Genomic DNA, 17,307 nt, shown 5'->3' on the forward strand with positions numbered 1-17,307 from the left:
AGCCCAGCGCGGGGCAAGCCCGCTCGCCACAACTGCGCTATCTGCCTGGATCTAGGCGTTGCGGCAAAGTTGTGTAGATACCTATGCTGCGATAGCGGTGTATCAGTCAATATTTTCAGTGACTGGTACACCGCTATCGCAGGCCAGCCAGCTCCCACACTGGTTTTATAGTGCGCTCAAGCCTGTGCCAGCCCGCTAGACACCACTCGTGCGCGTATCCTTCCTACGGTTGAAATCTCCCCCGCCACCCCCATATGAGTTTCATCAGGGCATTTTCGCCCCGCAGCGTGGAGACTCTCCCCTTGACCACCATCGTTTCAGTTCGTCGCCACGGCAAAGTCGTCATGGGCGGCGACGGCCAGGTTTCCCTTGGCAATACCGTGATGAAAGGCAACGCCAAAAAAGTGCGTCGCCTGTACCACGGCCAGGTCCTTGCCGGTTTTGCAGGGGCCACCGCTGACGCCTTTACCCTGTTCGAACGCTTTGAAGGCCAACTGGAAAAACACCAGGGCCATCTGGTGCGCGCCGCTGTCGAGCTGGCCAAGGAGTGGCGCACCGATCGCTCCCTCAGCCGCCTCGAGGCCATGCTCGCCGTCGCCAACAAAGACGCGTCCCTGATCATCACCGGCAACGGTGACGTGGTTGAGCCCGAGAACGGCCTGATCGCCATGGGTTCCGGCGGCGGCTACGCCCAGGCCGCAGCCAGCGCACTGCTGAAGAAAACCGACCTGTCGGCCCGGGAAATCGTCGAGACCGCCCTGGGTATCGCCGGCGATATCTGCGTGTTCACCAACCACAACCTGACCATTGAGGAGCAGGACCTCGCGGAATAAGCCGTCGGCTTTTTCCTGCTTGAGGACCACACACCACTATGTCCATGACTCCCCGCGAAATCGTCCATGAACTCAATCGCCATATCATCGGCCAGGACGATGCCAAGCGCGCCGTTGCCATCGCCCTGCGTAACCGCTGGCGCCGGATGCAACTGCCCGAAGAATTGCGCGTTGAAGTAACGCCCAAGAACATCCTGATGATCGGCCCGACCGGTGTCGGCAAGACCGAGATCGCCCGTCGCCTGGCCAAGCTGGCCAACGCGCCGTTCATCAAGGTCGAAGCCACCAAGTTCACCGAAGTTGGCTATGTGGGCCGTGACGTCGAGTCGATCATCCGTGATCTGGCCGACGCCGCCCTGAAGCTGCTGCGCGAACAGGAAATGACCAAGGTCAGCCATCGCGCTGAAGACGCTGCCGAAGAGCGCATCCTCGATGCCCTGCTGCCACCGGCACGTACCGGTTTCAATGAAGACGCCGCTCCCGCCTCGGATTCCAACACGCGCCAGCTGTTCCGCAAGCGCTTGCGTGAAGGCCAGTTGGACGACAAGGAAATCGAGATCGAAGTCGCCGAACACGCTGGCGTCGACATCTCCGCTCCGCCTGGCATGGAAGAAATGACCAGCCAGTTGCAGAACCTGTTTGCCAATATGGGCAAGGGCAAGAAGAAAAACCGCAAGCTCAAGGTCAAGGACGCGCTCAAGCTGGTGCGCGACGAAGAAGCCGGGCGCCTGGTCAACGAGGAAGAACTCAAGGCCAAGGCCCTGGAAGCCGTCGAGCAGCACGGTATCGTGTTTATCGACGAGATCGACAAGGTGGCCAAGCGCGGTAACTCCGGGGGCGTCGATGTGTCCCGCGAAGGCGTACAGCGCGACCTGTTGCCGCTGATCGAAGGCTGCACGGTGAATACCAAGCTGGGCATGGTCAAGACTGACCACATCCTGTTTATCGCGTCCGGTGCGTTCCACCTGAGCAAGCCAAGCGACCTGGTGCCGGAGCTGCAAGGCCGCCTGCCGATTCGCGTGGAACTCAAGGCGCTGACCCCTGGCGATTTCGAGCGCATTCTCAGCGAACCGCACGCCTCGCTCACCGAGCAATACCGCGAGCTGCTGAAGACCGAAGGCCTGGGCATCGAGTTCCTGCCGGACGGTATCAAGCGCCTGGCGGAGATTGCCTGGCAGGTCAACGAGAAGACCGAGAACATTGGCGCCCGTCGCCTGCATACCTTGCTTGAGCGCTTGCTGGAGGAAGTTTCCTTCAGCGCCGGCGACATGGCGGGCGCGCAGAATGGCGTGGCGATCAAGATCGACGCCGACTACGTCAACAGCCACCTGGGCGAATTGGCGCAGAACGAAGACTTGTCTCGTTATATCCTGTAAGCCTGTGGGAGCTGGCTTGCCTGCGATGAGATCACTGCGGTATTTCTGACACCCCGCGGCGATCTCATCGCGGGCAAGCCCGGCTCCCACACAAGCCCGCTCCCACATTTTAAAGCCGGTTCCTTCAGGATCATCCATGAGCGGTTCCCCCAATGTCTAAAATGCCCACCGCCATCAACCTGCACAAAGCCTCCAAGACCCTGTCGCTGACCTACGGGCCGGACGAGGTCTATCACCTGAGTGCCGAACTGCTGCGGGTGCACTCGCCTTCCGCCGAGGTCCAGGGCCACGGCAATCCGATCCTGCAATTCGGCAAGCTCAATGTCGGCCTGACCAAGATCGAACCCGCCGGGCAGTACGCACTGAAATTGACCTTCGATGACGGGCATGACAGCGGACTGTTCACCTGGGACTACCTCTACCAACTCGCCGTACGTCAGGACGCGTTGTGGGCCGACTATCTTGCCGAGCTCAAGGCGGCCGGAAAAACCCGCGACCCGAGCCAGTCCGTCGTCAAGCTGATGCTCTAACTCAGGCTTCTTGCTCATTAGTGGGCATTTTCTAATTTCATCTGCTTGAATGCCCTGTCGTGTGGTCAACGATTGGCCCGCTTGCGCATTAAATAAAACTCGGGTAACCAATGGAATTGGCAAGTTCCCTGCATTTGACGATGTGGTATCAACGGTCACCCGAGCAGCAGTACCAGGCTTGTGTTGTGCCTCGATAGTTGGGGCACAGCGGTACCCGGTACTCGTCTTTCGGACAATGGAGCGTCGTAGATGAGTAATAAGAATAACGATGACTTGAAACGCCAGGCCTCGGAAAACACCCTGGGGCTGAACCCGATCATCGCGTTACGCAAAAAGGATTTATTGGCTTCTGCGCGGATGGTGCTGACCCAGGCCATCAAGCAACCGTTACACAGCGTCAAGCACGTCGCCCACTTTGGCGTCGAATTGAAAAACGTGGTGTTCGGCAAGTCCGAACTTGCCCCGGAAAGCGATGACCGTCGCTTCAACGACCCGGCCTGGAGCCAGAACCCGCTCTACAAGCGCTACCTGCAAACCTATCTGGCGTGGCGCAAGGAATTGCACGACTGGATCGGCGACAGCAACCTGTCGGAACAGGACATCAGCCGCGGGCACTTCGTCATCAACCTGATGACCGAGGCCATGGCGCCAACCAACAGTGCCGCCAACCCGGCCGCCGTCAAACGCTTCTTTGAAACCGGTGGCAAGAGCCTGCTCGATGGCCTCTCGCACCTGGCCAAGGACCTGGTCCATAACGGCGGCATGCCGAGCCAGGTGAACATGGGCGCCTTTGAAGTGGGCAAGAGCCTGGGCACCAGTGAAGGCGCGGTGGTGTTTCGCAATGACGTGCTGGAGTTGATCCAGTACAAACCGATCACCGAGCAGGTGCACGAACGGCCGCTGCTGGTGGTGCCGCCGCAGATCAACAAGTTTTATGTATTCGACCTGAGTCCGGACAAGAGCCTGGCGCGCTTTTGCCTGCGCAATAACCAGCAGACCTTTATTGTCAGTTGGCGCAACCCCACCAAGGCCCAGCGCGAATGGGGCCTGTCGACCTACATCGAGGCGCTCAAAGAGGCGGTCGATGTGGTGACCGCGATTACCGGCAGCAAAGACATCAACATGCTCGGCGCCTGCTCGGGTGGCATCACTTGCACCGCGCTGCTGGGCCACTATGCGGCGCTGGGCGAGAAGAAGGTCAACGCCCTGACCTTGCTGGTGAGCGTGCTGGACACCACCCTTGACACCCAGGTGGCCCTGTTCGTCGACGAGCAGACCCTGGAATCAGCCAAGCGCCACTCCTACCAGGCCGGCGTCCTGGAAGGCCGGGACATGGCCAAGGTCTTCGCCTGGATGCGCCCCAATGACCTGATCTGGAATTACTGGGTCAACAACTACCTGCTGGGCAATGAGCCGCCGGTGTTCGACATCCTGTTCTGGAACAACGACACCACGCGCCTGCCCGCGGCCTTCCATGGCGACCTGATCGAGCTGTTCAAGAACAACCCGCTGATACGGGCCAATGCCCTGGAAGTGTGCGGTACACCGATCGATCTCAAGCAGGTGACGGCCGACATCTACTCGCTGGCGGGCACCAACGACCACATCACACCGTGGCAGTCCTGCTACAAGTCGGCGCAATTGTTTGGCGGCAAGGTCGAGTTCGTATTGTCCAGCAGCGGGCATATCCAGAGCATCCTCAACCCGCCCGGCAACCCGAAGGCGCGCTACCAGACCAGCGAGAGCATGGGCGAGAAGGCCTTGGACTGGCAGGAAAACGCCACCAAACATACCGACTCATGGTGGCTGCACTGGCAGGGCTGGATAGGGGAACGCTCGGGCAAGCTAAAGAAAGCACCTACGAGTTTGGGTAACAAGACCTACGCAGCGGCAGAGGCTGCACCCGGCACATACGTTCACGAGCGCTAAGGCAAACACTTTTGCGCGATTGAAATGGGATCAAATGTGGGAACTCGGTCAGGGTGGGAGCGGGCTTGCTCGCGATGCACGCAACACGGTTTCTCTGTCAGGCCGAGTTGATGCCATCGCGGGCAAGCCCGCTCCCACACAAGCCCGCTCCTACATGGGCCGCATTCCAGCAGTAACACTTCACAGGGTTTGAGCATGCCGCAACCGTTCATCTTCCGTACCATCGACCTGGATGGCCAGACCATCCGCACGGCGGTACGACCGGGCAAGTCTCACTTGACGCCACTGCTGATTTTCAACGGCATCGGCGCCAACCTTGAGCTGGTGTTTCCGTTCGTCCAGGCCCTGGATCCGGACCTGGAAGTGATTGCCTTCGATGTACCCGGTGTCGGCGGCTCGTCGACACCCAGCCGCCCCTATCGCTTTCCCGGCCTGGCCAAGCTCACCGCGCGCATGCTCGATTACCTGGACTACGGCCAGGTCAATGCCGTTGGGGTTTCCTGGGGCGGCGCCCTGGCGCAGCAGTTTGCCTATGACTACCCGGAACGCTGCAAGAAACTGATCCTGGCCGCCACCGCCGCCGGCGCCTTCATGGTGCCGGGCAAGCCAAAAGTGCTGTGGCTGATGGCCAGCCCCCGGCGCTACATCCAACCGTCCCACGTGGTGCGCATCGCGCCAATGATTTATGGCGGCTCGTTCCGCCGGGATTCAAAGCTGGCCGCCGAGCACGCGAGCAAAGTGCGCTCGGCGGGCAAGCTGGGCTACTACTGGCAACTGTTCGCAGGCCTGGGCTGGACCAGCATTCACTGGCTGCACAAGATCAAGCAGCCGACCCTGGTGCTGGCCGGCGACGACGACCCGCTGATCCCGCTGGTCAATATGCGCATGCTGGCCTGGCGCATTCCCAATGCGCAGTTGCACATCATCGACGACGGCCATCTGTTCCTGATTACCCGGGCCGAAGCGGTGGCACCGATCATCATGAAGTTTCTCCAGGAAGAACGCTTGCGTGCGGTGATCCATCCGCAGCCGGCGCCCTACAGCAATACCTGAGCAGTAGCGGGTCAGGACGACCCTTACGCGCAACTTGGCCAGAACCGACTATGGTTCTGAACTGGCGTGCTTGTTGGCGAATTGACGAAGGAGTGTTGACCCATGCGTGACAGACCCGTAAATGTCCCGGCCCCCACACCCGCCGCGTTCATCAATGCACAAAGTGCAATCACCGGCCTGCGCGGCCGGGATCTGCTGTCGACCCTACGCAGTGTCGCGGCCCATGGCTTGCGCAACCCGTTGCACAGCGCCCGCCATGCCCTGGCACTGGGTGGGCAACTGGGTCGGGTGCTATTGGGTGAAACCGTACATGAGCCCAACCCCCACGACAGCCGCTTTGCCGACCCCACCTGGAAACTCAACCCCCTGTACCGGCGCAGCCTGCAAGCCTATTTGAGCTGGCAGAAGCAGACCCGGCACTGGATCGACGACAGCCACTTGAGTGACGACGACCGCGCGCGTGCACACTTTGTCTTCTCGTTGCTCAACGATGCGGTGTCGCCGTCCAATACCCTGCTCAACCCGCTGGCGATCAAGGAGTTGCTCAACTCCGGTGGCAACAGCGTGGTACGCGGCATGGGCAACCTGTTCGATGACGTGCTGCACAACAACGGCCTGCCGCGCCAGGTCAGCAAGCAGGCGTTTGAGGTGGGCAAGACAGTCGCCACCACGCCAGGCTCGGTGGTGTTTCGCAATGAACTGCTGGAGTTGATCCAGTACAAGCCCATGAGCGAAAAACAGTACGCCAAGCCGCTGCTGGTGGTGCCGCCGCAAATCAACAAGTACTACATTTTCGATTTGAGCCCGGCCAACAGCTTCGTGCAGTACGCCCTGAAGAACGGCCTGCAGGTGTTTATGGTCAGTTGGCGCAACCCTGATGTGCGCCATCGCGAATGGGGCCTGTCCACTTATGTGGCGGCGCTGGAAGAGGCGCTGAATATCTGCCGGGCAATCAGCGGCGCCCGTGAAGTGAACCTGATGGGCGCCTGCGCCGGTGGCCTGACCATCGCGGCCCTGCAAGGCCACCTGCAGGCCAAGCGCCAACAACGCCGGGTCGCCAGCGCCACCTACCTGGTCAGCCTGCTGGACAGCCAGATCGACAGCCCCGCCATGCTGTTTGCCGACGAACAGACCCTGGAGGCAGCCAAGCGCCGCTCCTACCAACAAGGGGTGCTGGATGGCCGCGACATGGCCAAGGTGTTCGCCTGGATGCGCCCCAACGACCTGATCTGGAACTACTGGATCAACAACTACCTGCTGGGCAAGGAACCACCCGCGTTCGACATCCTGTACTGGAACAACGACAACACCCGCTTGCCGGCAGCCTTGCACGGCGATCTGCTGGACTTCTTCAAGCACAACCCGCTGAGCCATCCCGGTGGCCTGGAAGTGTGTGGTACGCCCATCGATTTGCAGAAAGTCACGGTCGACAGTTTCAGCGTGGCCGGGATCAACGATCACATCACGCCGTGGGACGCGGTCTACCGCTCGACCTTGCTGCTGGGCGGTGAAAAACGCTTCGTGCTCTCCAACAGCGGGCACATCCAGAGCATCCTCAACCCCCCGGGCAACCCCAAGGCCAACTTTGTCGAAAACCTCAAGCTGAGCAGCGACCCGCGCGCCTGGTACTACGACGCCAGCCATATCGAGGGCAGTTGGTGGCCGCAGTGGCTTGAGTGGATCCAGCAACGCAGCGGGGTGCAACGCGAGACCCTGACGGCCCTGGGCAACCAGAACTACCCACCGATGGAGGCGGCGCCCGGCACCTATGTGCGGGTTCGCTGACACCCTGGCCCCTTGAACACTAAGAAGACTGGATGAAAACCCGCGACCGTATCCTTGAATGTGCCCTGCAGTTGTTCAACCAAAAGGGCGAGCCGAATGTTTCAACCATGGAAGTGGCCAATGAAATGGGGATCAGCCCCGGCAACCTCTATTACCACTTCCATGGCAAGGAACCCCTGGTCATCGGGCTGTTCGAGCGCTTCCAGGGCGAACTGGCCCCACTGCTCGACCCACCGGCGCAAGTGCAGTTGGCGCCGGAGGATTACTGGTTGTTCCTGCACTTGATCGTCGAACGCATGGCGCACTATCGGTTCCTGTTCCAGGACCTGTCGAACCTGGCCGGGCGCTTGCCGAAGCTGGCCAAGGGCATTCGCAACCTGCTGACCGCACTCAAGCGCACCCTGGCTTCACTGTTGGCGCGGCTCAAGGCCGAAGGCCAGTTGGTCAGCGAAACCCAGGCCCTGGGCCAACTGGTGGAGCAGATCACCATGACCCTGCTGTTTTCCCTGGATTACCAGCGGATTCTTGATCGCGAGGCTGAGGTGCGAGTCGTGGTCTATCAAGTGATGATGCTGGTGGCCCCGCACCTGTTGATGCCCGCACGCTTGGCGACCGAGCGTTTCGCCCTGCGTTACCTGGATGACCCGGTTTGACGGTCAAGGCCGAACCCCGCCTGTGGAAGGGGCCAGGTTCAGCCTCCCGTCAGGTTATCCCGACTTCCGGAACTGGTGCGTGAACTTGAACAGTTCACTGTCGCTGCTGATTCCCAACTTTCGATAAGCCGATTGTTTTTGTGTGCTGATCGTACTTGCACTGCGCGAGAACTTTGCCGCAATTGAGTTCACCGACATACCATCCAAAAAACACCGCAGTACTTCTTGCTCCTTGGGCGAGAGACAAGCGTTCAATTGCAACGGCGTTGCAAAGTCCATTTTCGACTTAATGCTCGCGACCTCAAGCACCGACTGCATGCCTTGCAGGGCTGGCACCATACAAGGTTGCAGGTATATGCGGCCCTGGGCGACGGTGCGAATCGCCGTAATCAACTCCGTCAAGTTCTGGGTTTTACCCAGAATCCCCCAACAGCCGGCTTTCAATGACAGTGAAACCGTGGCCGGCGTGTAGTGCGAACAGACAATCAACGGCCGGCACTGCCTGAAACGCCTGTTCAGCGCCTGGATCAGGCTGATGCCATCGCTGTCCGAGGGGGCCAGGATAAAGTCCATGACCACCACATCCACCGGGCGCCGGGCCAGCGCTTCCAACAACTCCCGCCCCGTTCCGAATGATCCGACCACGTCCAGATCGGTCTCTTTGCTCAAGCCCAGCTCGATGCCCTGGCGGACCATTGCGTGGTCGTCCAGCAGCATGACGGTATAAGGGGTGGCAATTGAAGTAGGCATAAATAGCCTCGCTTAAATGAATGCAGCAGCACATACCTGATCTGTTACTGCAAGCACGGTATACCCGGCCACACACTAGGATCAATACAACACAGCAATAAGTTAGATGCCTACAGCAATTACCTACAGACCATTCTTAGTACTACAGAAAATTCTGAAATTTATTAATTTTGTTTTCGAACAATTACGAGACAAAACTCGCTACTTCTCTATAGATGCAACGCGCGCAAACAGACAAATTAGGGCTCCCCGCCATTTAAGCACCCAGCGTTTGAAACACTGGCGGGCCACCCCGATGACTCACGACTGGAAACACCATGAAAGGCAACACTGTATCCACGCTTACAGCCGCGCTGGCCTTGACCGCCGCAGTATCACAAGCCGCCCACGCAGCAGATGGCGTTATCAACTTCAGCGGTCTGGTGACCGATGTCACCTGCACGATCGAGGGCGCGGCACCGGGCTCTGGGGCAGTGGTCAAGGACATCAACCTGGGGGGCGTGTCGGCTGCGCGCCTGGCCGTCGCAGGCAATCGCGCCAACCTCACAGGCTTCACCATTCGTATTGGCGCCCCCGGCGAAGGCAGTTGCACCAACGGGCGCACCGCCATGGTGGCCTTTGACCCGACCAGCCCGGCCATTGATGTGGCAACCGGGCGCTTGAACATCGACGGTTACGATAATCCGTCCGACAGCAGCAACGCCAAGAACGTACAGATCGAAGTCACCAACCGCGATGGCACGCCGATCAATCTTTACAGCGAAAAATCCACCGGTGTGGTGATCGCCGACAACCAGGCAGTGATCCCCCTGGCTGCGCAAATGTACGCCAGCGCGCCTGCCACCGAAGGCAAGGTCAATACCCGTGTCGGCTTTTTGATCGAGTACGCCGAGTAAGGGCGCAACCAGCCTTGCCAGTGCCGACCTGCGTGAATCGCGCAGTTCGGTACTGGCTGATGCGAAGAGATTTCAGACGATGAAAACAACAAACTGCCGGGTGCTGCTCGCCTGTGCCTGCTGCTTGTTACTGCTGCTGCCCCCGCCATCCCATGCCGGGGTGATTCTTCACGGCACACGGGTGATCTACCCCGCGCAACAGCAGGAGGTGGTGGTGCGCCTGGAGAACAAAGGGACACGTCCCGCGCTGGTGCAAGCCTGGCTGGACGCCGGTGATCGGCATTCGCCCCCCGCGGCGGCGAAAACCCCGTTCACCCTGTCGCCACCGATCTTGCGCATCGAGCCCCACCAGCAACAGGCGATACGCCTGCGGTACACCGGCGAGCCGATAGCCGAGGAGCGCGAAAGCCTGTTCTGGCTCAACGTGCTGGAAGTGCCGCCGCTTGCCACCGACGCGATGCAAAAGAACCAGATTGAACTGTCATTCCGCACCCGCTTGCGCGTCTTTCTGCGCCCACAAGCACTGCCTTACCCGGTCGACAGCGCGCCGGCAAAACTGCAATGGCAACTGCTGGCCCACGAACAAGGCCTGGCCCTGCAAGCCAGCAACCCGACGCCGTACCATATTTCGCTTGCCTCGATCGAGTTGTTGAGCGATGGCCAACGCTTCAGTAAAGCGCCGAACAAAGCCGCCGATGACAGCCTGCTGCTACCGGGTGGAGGCGTGAAGGTGTTTGCACTCCCCCTGCTACGCCAGCGCCCCCACGGCGAGGCCAAAGTGGAGTTCACCACGGTCAGCGATTTTGGCGCCCGCGTACGCCATTCCGTTGACCTTGGCCCTACGCCCGCCAAGCGAGTCACGCCATGAGTGCCTCCACCCGCTTCATGACGTTGACCGTTGCGCTGTTGAGCAGCGCCGCCGTGCAAGCGAGCGTTATCGTCAACAGCACCCGCATTGTCTATCCACAGAACGACAATGAAGTGACCGTCCGGCTTGAGAGCAAGAACCAGGCCCCGGTACTGGTCCAGGCGTGGCTGGACAGCGGCGATGAACAATCCACCCCGGACGTGGCCACCGCACCGTTTGTGGTCATCCCGCCGATCTTTCGCATGGAGCCGGGCAAGCAACAGGTTGTGCGCCTGGCTTATACCGGCCAGGACCTGCCCTCGGCCCAGGAAGGCCTGTTCTGGTTCAACCTGCTGGAGGTGCCCTCACAGCGCCAGGGCGCTGCACAGAGCAATCAGTTTCAGTTGGCTTTCCGCTCGCGCATCAAGCTGTTCCTGCGCCCGGCCAACCTGCCCTACGGAGTCGAGGCCGCGCCCGGCAAGCTGCAGTGGCAGCGCGTGGCCACCGAGCAGGGCCAGGCTCTGGACGTGTTCAATCCAAGCCCTTACCACGTGACCTTCGAACAGATCCGCGTGCAGGTGGCAGAGCAGCAGCACGTGCGCGAACCCGCGGCCTCGGGTGTTGAAAACATGGTGATACCCGGTGGCCGCCTGCGCTTCGCCTTACCTCGGCTCACCGCGCCTTTGAACAGCTGCGCGACTGTGGCGTTTGAGACATTGGATGATTTCGGGGCAAAGGTGCGGCACACCACCGAGGTCTGTCCATGATGGGCCAATGACGGCATCGGTAATGGGAGCTGTGGGGGGCTTTGTTGGGGCTGCTTCGCAGCCCAGCGCGGGCGATGCGGCGTGCCGACAAGCCCGCTCGCCACAGTAAGCCCGCTGGCCACAGCAGGCGCCGCGCGATATGGGGCGGCGCGGATTAATTCTTCAACACATGCCTTCGCTGAATGCCCATTGCCCGGGGTAGGGACGCCCTATGCCGGGATTTGGACAGCACTTGCCTTTGAGAATCGTAGATATGAGTTTCAACACCCTGGTGCCTAGCCTGCTGCTGAGCGGCGCCTATGCCATGGGCGCCCACAGTGCCGAACACGTCGAGTTCAACCCGGCCTTCTTCGCCGGTGCAGCGGCGGGTTTGCAGGTCGATATTGCCAAGTTCAACCAGGGTAACGTGGTGCTGCCCGGCAGTTACCGCACCGAGGTACACCTCAACGGGCAGTGGATCGGACGCGAAACCTTGACCTTCGTCGCACTCGACGGCCAGCGTAGCGCCCAGGTGTGCCTGGAGCGTGATGCGCTGCAGCGGTTTGGCATCGACCTGGGCAGCGCCGCATTTGCCCCCTGCGCCGATATCGCCACTTATCTGCCTGGCGCCAGCGGCCAATTTGACCCAGGCGAAAACCGCCTGGACCTGCAGGTGCCACAGGTTTACCTGGCTCGCCAGGCGCGGGGCTACATCGACCCCCGGCACTGGGACAGTGGCATCGATGCCGCCTTTGTGCGCTACAACGCCAATACCTTCAGCACCCAGGCCGGCGGGCGCTCACGGGGCTCGATGTACCTGGGCCTCAACACCGGGCTCAATCTGGGTGATTGGCACTGGCGTCACGACGCCAGTTACAGCCACTCCAACAATGCCAGCGGCTATCAAAGCAACGCCACCTATGTGCAGCGCGAGCTGAGCGCGTGGCAATCACAGTTGATGGTGGGCGAAATCTACACACCGGGGGAGCTGTTCGACAGCGTGCGCCTGCGCGGTGCCAGTGTGTCGAGTGATGACCGCATGCTGCCGGACTCCCTGACCGGTTTTGCGCCCGTGGTGCGCGGCGTCGCCGAGACCAACGCCCGCGTCAGCGTGCGCCAGCGCGGCGTGTTGTTGGACGAAGTCTCCGTCGCCCCCGGCCCCTTTGTGCTCAAGGACTTTTCCCCGACCGGCTATGGCGGCGACCTGAGCGTGACGATCACCGAAGCCGACGGGCGCCAGCGCGCGTTCATCGTGCCGTTCGCCGCCAATGCCAACCTGCTGCGTCCCGGCTATCACCGCCACTCGTTGAGTGTCGGTCAACTTGATGAAATCGGCCTGCGGCATCCGCCCAGCCTGGTGCAGGCCACTTATCAGCATGGCCTGAACAATCTGCTGACCGGCTACACCGGCCCCATGATGGGTGACGACTACCAATCGCAGTTGCTGGGCACGGCATTCAATACGCCATGGGGTGCGCTGTCTGTCGACCTGACCCATTCAAATGCCCATCTGCCGGGTCACGGCTCCCGTGACGGGCAGAGCGTACAACTGCGCTACAGCAAGAACTTCGCAGACACCGGCACCCACTTTGCCCTTGGCGCTTACCGTTACTCCACCACCGGCTTCCTGAGCCTGGGCGACGCTGCGCGCATTCGCGACCTCGCCATCGACGGGCTGAACCTGGACGACGTGACCCGCCTGCGCGCCCGCACGGACCTGAGCCTGAGCCAGGGCGTGGGCAGCGGTTCGGTGTACCTGACAGGTTCTGCACAAAACTACTGGAACCGCGCGCAGGGCAACCTGACGTTCACGGCGGGGTACAGCAGCACCTGGAAAGGCCTTCACTACACCGTCAGCGCCCAACGCAGCCGTGACGTGCTCAGTGAAAGGGTCACTCAGCAAGTAGACGTCACCTTGAGCCTGCCACTGGGCAGCGGCGCCCGCTCGCCAACCTTGACTACCACGGCCTACCGCGGCGACCAAGGCAGCGGTGAGCGGATCAGCCTGGGCGGCAGCCTGGGCGAACACAGTCAACTGAGCTACAGCGTCAGCCGCAGCCGGGCCCAGGGCAGCGGCAGCACCACCAGCGCCGACGCGAAATACCAGACAAACCATGGCGTGCTGTCTGCCGGTTATGGCCAGAGCGACGCCTACCGTTCGACCTCCCTGGGCATGACCGGGGGCATTGTCGCCCACTCGGGCGGGGTGATTTTTGCCCCCGAACTGGGCGATACCCTGGGCATCGTCCAAGCCCCCGACGCCCAGGGCGCGCAAATCAATGGTCACCACCGTTCGCAAGTCACCGACAGCGGCTTTGCCGTGGTGCCCCACCTGACGCCCTACCGCCAGAACATCGTCGAACTGGACCCCAAGGACCTGCCCGTCGATGTCGAGCTCAAGACGGCCTCGCAGAATGTGGCGCCCCGCGCCGGTTCGGTGGTCAAGCTGCAATTCGGCACGATCAGCGGTCAGGCCTTATTGATCACGGCACAGCGCCAGGACCGCAGCCCGCTGCCGTTCGGTGCCGATGTGTTCGACGAAGACGGTGCCAGCGTCGGGGTTGTCGGCCAGGGCGGCAAAGCGTTTGTCCGCGTGGCCCGCCCGTTGGGCCAATTGACCGTCAGGTGGGGCGCCGACGCCAGCACCGCGTGCCAGTTGCACTACGACGTGAACGCCCAGGCGCAGGCGGCTGGCACCCAGCGGCTGCGTCATCTGCACGCAGGCACCTGCCGGGGCGATGCAGCCAACGCCGCGTTGTAGACAGCCACGCACACGCCCTATTTCCCAGCGCAGGACAGACGATGAAACACCCCATCAAACTCATTGCAACACTGCTGATGTCCGGCCTCTCGAGTGCTGCGCACGCCGCGTGCGACAGGTATCAGAACGACACACTGACCCTCAACATGCCCGCCACTGTCACCGTACCGGCCAGTCTCCCGGTGGGTGCCGAAATTTTCAGTGGTACCTTCAGCGGCACAGCGCAGGCCTTCACCACGAACTGCCCCACCTTGACACTGTTGACGATCACCGGGCGCTACCAGACCAAAGACCCCGGCTACCCAGCGGCCTATCGCACCGAAGCGCCAGGTGTGGGCGTACGTCTGAGACTCACGAATGCCGCAGGCATCGATTATCCGTTCGCATTGCATAACCAGCAGAGCAGATTCTCAGGACAAGTCCACAGCTTCACCGGCGCGACGCTGAAGTTCTATAAAACCGGGCCGGTCACCGACGGCACCCTCCCGGCCGGGGCCATCCGGGTGAACCGGATGGACAACACCCCGGAGAGTTTCACCCTGCTGCTCGGCAACGCCGTGCGTTTTGTCAGCCCTGCTGCCACCTGCGACCTGGCAACCGGGGACGTCAACCGCACCATTGCACTCGATCCGGTCAAGGTCAGTACTTTGCAAAACGCCACCTTCGCCGGCGCCCGCGACTTCGAGCTCACTGCGATCTGCCAGGATGCCTCCCAGGTCACTTTCCGTTTTTCCGGCACCCCCGCCGGGGGCAACAACGCCCTCTTCGCCAATACCGGCACTGCCGGCGGCGTCGCACTGTGGCTGTATTCGCGGATCAATGGCGCAGTCCAGAACATCAACGCCGACGGCACCAGCGACACGCGCACGGTGGTGGTTTCCGGCGATCGCGCAGTCCTGCCGCTGGGCGCGGCTTATCACGCAAACGGCACGGTCAGCCAAGGCACCCTCCTCAGCACCGCTACCGTCAACATCACCTACAACTGAATCCCGGAGAACTATCTAATGAGCACCCGCAGACTCTCGCTACTGCTGGCCGTGACGGCTGGCCTCGCGGCCAACACGGCGCACGCAAATGCCACGGGCACCCTGCACTTCAACGGCCAGGTCGAGGCCGGCACGTGCAACCTGGCCGCCGGCGACGAAAACCGCACCTTTACGCTGCCGGCCATCAAGATCTCCGACTTCGATGCCGCACCGAGTGCGGGCGCGTTTGATTTCGAGATTTCGGCCGATTGCGAATCGGACATCCGCCACGTGACGTTCTTGTTCGCCGGCACGCCGTCGACCGGCAATCCGGCATTGTTTTCCAATACGGGGACATCGAAAGGCACGGCCTTGTGGTTGGCACACCGCGCGTCCCCGGTTTTTGCGATTGCTGCCAATGGCAACGTGGCCAAACGCAGCCGCAAGATTGCAACGAACAGCCACAAGGCGGTGATCCCGCTCACGGCGGCGTACCATAAAACCGGCGCAGCGATCAGCCAAGGCACGCTGGTGAGCGCGGTGACCGTTTCAATCACCTACAACTGATGGGTTTGGGTGGCGCTGGCGAAATAGCTCGTTGTGCACAATAAAAAAACGCCCGACCTTTGCAGGCCGGGCGTTTTCAGGTGTCCCGTAACGATCAGGACTGACTGGTAGGCGGGGTTACCGGCGTGACAGTCGGGGTAGCCGCAGCGGGCGTCGGCGCAGTGGCCGAGTTGGTCGCGGATGCCGGCGTTGCGGGTTTGGCCGCAGCGGCTGGCTTTGGTGCTGCTGGCTTCTTGGCTACAGCCGGCTTTTTCGCCGCAGGCTTTGCAGCAGGTTTGGCCACTGCAGGCTTGGCGGCCGGTTTGGCTGCAACGGGCTTGGCCGCAGGTTTCGCCGCAGCGGTTTTTGCCGCTGGCTTGGCGGCTGGCTTGGCTGCCGGTTTCGCGGCTGGCTTGGCCACAGGTTTTGCAGCAGCTTTGGCAGCCACTGGTTTCTTGGTCGCAGGTTTGGCCGCAGCGGTTTTTGCCGCTGGCTTGGCAGCTGCCTTGGCCGCAGGCTTAGCGGCAGGTTTGGCGGCGGCCTTGACCAACGGTTTGGCTGCGGTTTTCGCTGCGGGCTTGGCTGCCGCGGTTTTCGCAACCGGCTTGGCAGCAGGTTTTGCCGCCGCTTTGGCGGGAGCCACTTTGGCGCCGGTCAGTTTCTCGATCTGCTTGGTCAGGGTATCGACCTTGCTGTGCAGTGCCTTCACTTCATTGCGGCTAGGCACGCCCAGGCGCGAAATGGCACTGTTAAGACGCTTGTCGAGTGCACCTTCCAGTTCGCCCCAGGTACCCAGGACCTGTTTTTTGGCATCACTGATACGGGACTTGGCAGAGCTGGCGCTCGCCTTGGCCGCATCGACTTGTTTACCGACGGTGCTCTTGGTCAACTTCTCGGCCTTCTCGCCGTCTTTAACCAAAGTCTCGAAGAGTTTGCTGCCGTCACTGTCGATCTTCGAGTACACGCCTAAACCAGCCAGCCAGATCTTGCGGGAGTATTCTTCAACTTTCCCGACCCAAGAGCTGCCTTCTTTCTGAGTAGTCTTTTTAACAGCCATCCGATGTCTCCTTAGTGTTTACGCGCGACACGTTCGAGCAATGCCGTTAGCTCATCGAGCTTAGCAGAGAGTGTCTCCACGTCATGTTTAGACGCAATGCCGATACGATTCAAGGCACTTGCGACACGCGCATCAAAAGCCTTCTCGACTTTATCCAGTTGCACTTCCACACGACCTTTGACGCCGGAGACATTGCTCTTGACGTAATCAATCTGACTGTTGGCTGCATCAAGTTGTTCATTCACAACTTTTTTGCCTTTGCTTTCAACATGTTGACCGGACTTAACGAGTTCCTTGAAGTACTCGCTGCCTTCGCTGCCGACCTTCGCGTAAGCCCCCAAACCCGCCAACCAGATCTTGCGAGCATAGGTTTTAACCTCACTCAGAGCGTTGTTTTGGGTGTCGATTTTTTTCTTCAAAATAACTTTGGCCATGGTGCACCTCACGCATAAAAGGGTGGAGGAACTGCCCACAGGAGTTGAGGGCTGACTACAAAGTAGGGAGAAAAATTAGAATCGGCACCCTAACAAGCAGCCCTTTCTAAGGCGCTCAAGTACCACTTCGTGCCTAGTCGTGGCGA

The 17,307-nt window shown here is 60.9% G+C and carries 16 protein-coding genes; 13 read left to right on the forward strand and 3 right to left on the reverse strand.

Annotated elements, in window-relative coordinates; genetic code table 11:
• Positions 1-302: 302 nt before the first annotated feature.
• From hslV to BHC62_RS22650, 7 genes are all read left to right on the forward strand, one after another.
• Positions 303-833: an ATP-dependent protease subunit HslV gene (gene hslV / locus BHC62_RS22620; RefSeq protein ID WP_017738857.1), complete on the forward strand. Its 531-nt coding sequence runs from the start codon at positions 303-305 to the stop codon at positions 831-833.
• Between the two features lie 38 nt (positions 834-871).
• Entirely contained in the window at positions 872-2,209 is a 1,338-nt protein-coding gene (gene hslU / locus BHC62_RS22625) for an ATP-dependent protease ATPase subunit HslU (RefSeq protein ID WP_029296041.1), read from the forward strand.
• Positions 2,210-2,361: 152 nt separating this feature from the next.
• Entirely contained in the window at positions 2,362-2,739 is a 378-nt protein-coding gene (locus BHC62_RS22630) for a gamma-butyrobetaine hydroxylase-like domain-containing protein (RefSeq protein WP_029296039.1), read from the forward strand.
• A 249-nt stretch (positions 2,740-2,988) separates the two neighbouring features.
• Positions 2,989-4,668 (forward strand): class II poly(R)-hydroxyalkanoic acid synthase, encoded by a 1,680-nt coding sequence (gene phaC / locus BHC62_RS22635; protein WP_029296037.1) that lies wholly within the window; start codon positions 2,989-2,991, stop codon positions 4,666-4,668.
• A 195-nt stretch (positions 4,669-4,863) separates the two neighbouring features.
• The gene (gene phaZ / locus BHC62_RS22640; RefSeq protein WP_029296035.1) at positions 4,864-5,721 is read left to right on the forward strand and encodes a poly(3-hydroxyalkanoate) depolymerase; all 858 of its coding nucleotides are present in this window, start codon (positions 4,864-4,866) and stop codon (positions 5,719-5,721) included.
• A gap of 102 nt (positions 5,722-5,823) precedes the next feature.
• On the forward strand, positions 5,824-7,506 hold the full coding sequence (gene phaC / locus BHC62_RS22645) for a class II poly(R)-hydroxyalkanoic acid synthase (RefSeq protein WP_029296033.1): 1,683 nt from the start codon (positions 5,824-5,826) through the stop codon (positions 7,504-7,506).
• Between the two features lie 32 nt (positions 7,507-7,538).
• Positions 7,539-8,159: a TetR/AcrR family transcriptional regulator gene (locus BHC62_RS22650; protein ID WP_029296031.1), complete on the forward strand. Its 621-nt coding sequence runs from the start codon at positions 7,539-7,541 to the stop codon at positions 8,157-8,159.
• Positions 8,160-8,213: 54 nt separating this feature from the next.
• Here the strand turns inward: BHC62_RS22650 and BHC62_RS22655 are convergent, their stop codons facing one another.
• Complete coding sequence (locus tag BHC62_RS22655; RefSeq protein ID WP_070996228.1) at positions 8,214-8,876, reverse strand: response regulator transcription factor; 663 nt, start codon at positions 8,874-8,876, stop codon at positions 8,214-8,216.
• Between the two features lie 350 nt (positions 8,877-9,226).
• On the opposite strand from BHC62_RS22655, the gene BHC62_RS22660 reads away from it, so the two are divergent.
• The 6 genes from BHC62_RS22660 (at position 9,227) to BHC62_RS22685 (ending at position 15,691) form a co-directional block, all read left to right on the forward strand.
• Entirely contained in the window at positions 9,227-9,805 is a 579-nt protein-coding gene (locus BHC62_RS22660; protein WP_070996222.1) for a fimbrial protein, read from the forward strand.
• 79 nt (positions 9,806-9,884) lie between these two features.
• A complete protein-coding gene (locus BHC62_RS22665; protein ID WP_070996223.1) occupies positions 9,885-10,673 on the forward strand; it encodes a molecular chaperone in 789 nt (262 codons plus the stop codon).
• Positions 10,670-11,419: a molecular chaperone gene (locus tag BHC62_RS22670; RefSeq protein ID WP_070996224.1), complete on the forward strand. Its 750-nt coding sequence runs from the start codon at positions 10,670-10,672 to the stop codon at positions 11,417-11,419. The genes BHC62_RS22665 and BHC62_RS22670 overlap by 4 nt, the downstream gene beginning before the upstream one ends.
• Before the next feature lie 253 nt (positions 11,420-11,672).
• A complete protein-coding gene (locus BHC62_RS22675) occupies positions 11,673-14,159 on the forward strand; it encodes a fimbria/pilus outer membrane usher protein (RefSeq protein ID WP_070996225.1) in 2,487 nt (828 codons plus the stop codon).
• Between the two features lie 41 nt (positions 14,160-14,200).
• The gene (locus BHC62_RS22680; protein WP_070996226.1) at positions 14,201-15,145 is read left to right on the forward strand and encodes a fimbrial protein; all 945 of its coding nucleotides are present in this window, start codon (positions 14,201-14,203) and stop codon (positions 15,143-15,145) included.
• An 18-nt stretch (positions 15,146-15,163) separates the two neighbouring features.
• Positions 15,164-15,691: a fimbrial protein gene (locus tag BHC62_RS22685; protein WP_029296016.1), complete on the forward strand. Its 528-nt coding sequence runs from the start codon at positions 15,164-15,166 to the stop codon at positions 15,689-15,691.
• Positions 15,692-15,785: 94 nt separating this feature from the next.
• Here the strand turns inward: BHC62_RS22685 and BHC62_RS22690 are convergent, their stop codons facing one another.
• Positions 15,786-16,727 carry a phasin family protein gene (locus BHC62_RS22690; protein WP_070996227.1) on the reverse strand — a complete coding sequence of 314 codons (942 nt, stop codon included), beginning with the start codon at positions 16,725-16,727 and terminating at the stop codon, positions 15,786-15,788.
• Between the two features lie 11 nt (positions 16,728-16,738).
• Positions 16,739-17,161, reverse strand: a complete 423-nt coding sequence (locus BHC62_RS22695) for a phasin family protein (protein ID WP_029296013.1) — start codon at positions 17,159-17,161, stop codon at positions 16,739-16,741.
• Positions 17,162-17,307: the final 146 nt, after the last annotated feature.

Source organism: Pseudomonas sp. 06C 126 (genome assembly GCF_001855215.1).
Taxonomy (GTDB): domain Bacteria; phylum Pseudomonadota; class Gammaproteobacteria; order Pseudomonadales; family Pseudomonadaceae; genus Aquipseudomonas; species Aquipseudomonas proteolytica.

Bases quoted from the DNA above. Each gene is read 5' to 3' on its own strand.
- BHC62_RS22670 (WP_070996224.1), top strand. From the start codon at position 10,670: ATGAGTGCCTCCACCCGCTTCATGACGTTGACCGTTGCGCTGTTGAGC.
- BHC62_RS22695 (WP_029296013.1), bottom strand. From the start codon at position 17,161: ATGGCCAAAGTTATTTTGAAGAAAAAAATCGACACCCAAAACAACGCT.
- BHC62_RS22655 (WP_070996228.1), bottom strand. From the start codon at position 8,876: ATGCTGCTGGACGACCACGCAATGGTCCGCCAGGGCATCGAGCTGGGC.
- phaC (WP_029296037.1), top strand. From the start codon at position 2,989: ATGAGTAATAAGAATAACGATGACTTGAAACGCCAGGCCTCGGAAAAC.
- BHC62_RS22665 (WP_070996223.1), top strand. From the start codon at position 9,885: ATGAAAACAACAAACTGCCGGGTGCTGCTCGCCTGTGCCTGCTGCTTG.
- BHC62_RS22685 (WP_029296016.1), top strand. From the start codon at position 15,164: ATGAGCACCCGCAGACTCTCGCTACTGCTGGCCGTGACGGCTGGCCTC.
- phaZ (WP_029296035.1), top strand. From the start codon at position 4,864: ATGCCGCAACCGTTCATCTTCCGTACCATCGACCTGGATGGCCAGACC.
- BHC62_RS22660 (WP_070996222.1), top strand. From the start codon at position 9,227: ATGAAAGGCAACACTGTATCCACGCTTACAGCCGCGCTGGCCTTGACC.
- BHC62_RS22650 (WP_029296031.1), top strand. From the start codon at position 7,539: ATGAAAACCCGCGACCGTATCCTTGAATGTGCCCTGCAGTTGTTCAAC.
- phaC (WP_029296033.1), top strand. From the start codon at position 5,824: ATGCGTGACAGACCCGTAAATGTCCCGGCCCCCACACCCGCCGCGTTC.
- BHC62_RS22630 (WP_029296039.1), top strand. From the start codon at position 2,362: ATGTCTAAAATGCCCACCGCCATCAACCTGCACAAAGCCTCCAAGACC.
- BHC62_RS22675 (WP_070996225.1), top strand. From the start codon at position 11,673: ATGAGTTTCAACACCCTGGTGCCTAGCCTGCTGCTGAGCGGCGCCTAT.
- hslU (WP_029296041.1), top strand. From the start codon at position 872: ATGTCCATGACTCCCCGCGAAATCGTCCATGAACTCAATCGCCATATC.
- BHC62_RS22680 (WP_070996226.1), top strand. From the start codon at position 14,201: ATGAAACACCCCATCAAACTCATTGCAACACTGCTGATGTCCGGCCTC.
- BHC62_RS22690 (WP_070996227.1), bottom strand. From the start codon at position 16,727: ATGGCTGTTAAAAAGACTACTCAGAAAGAAGGCAGCTCTTGGGTCGGG.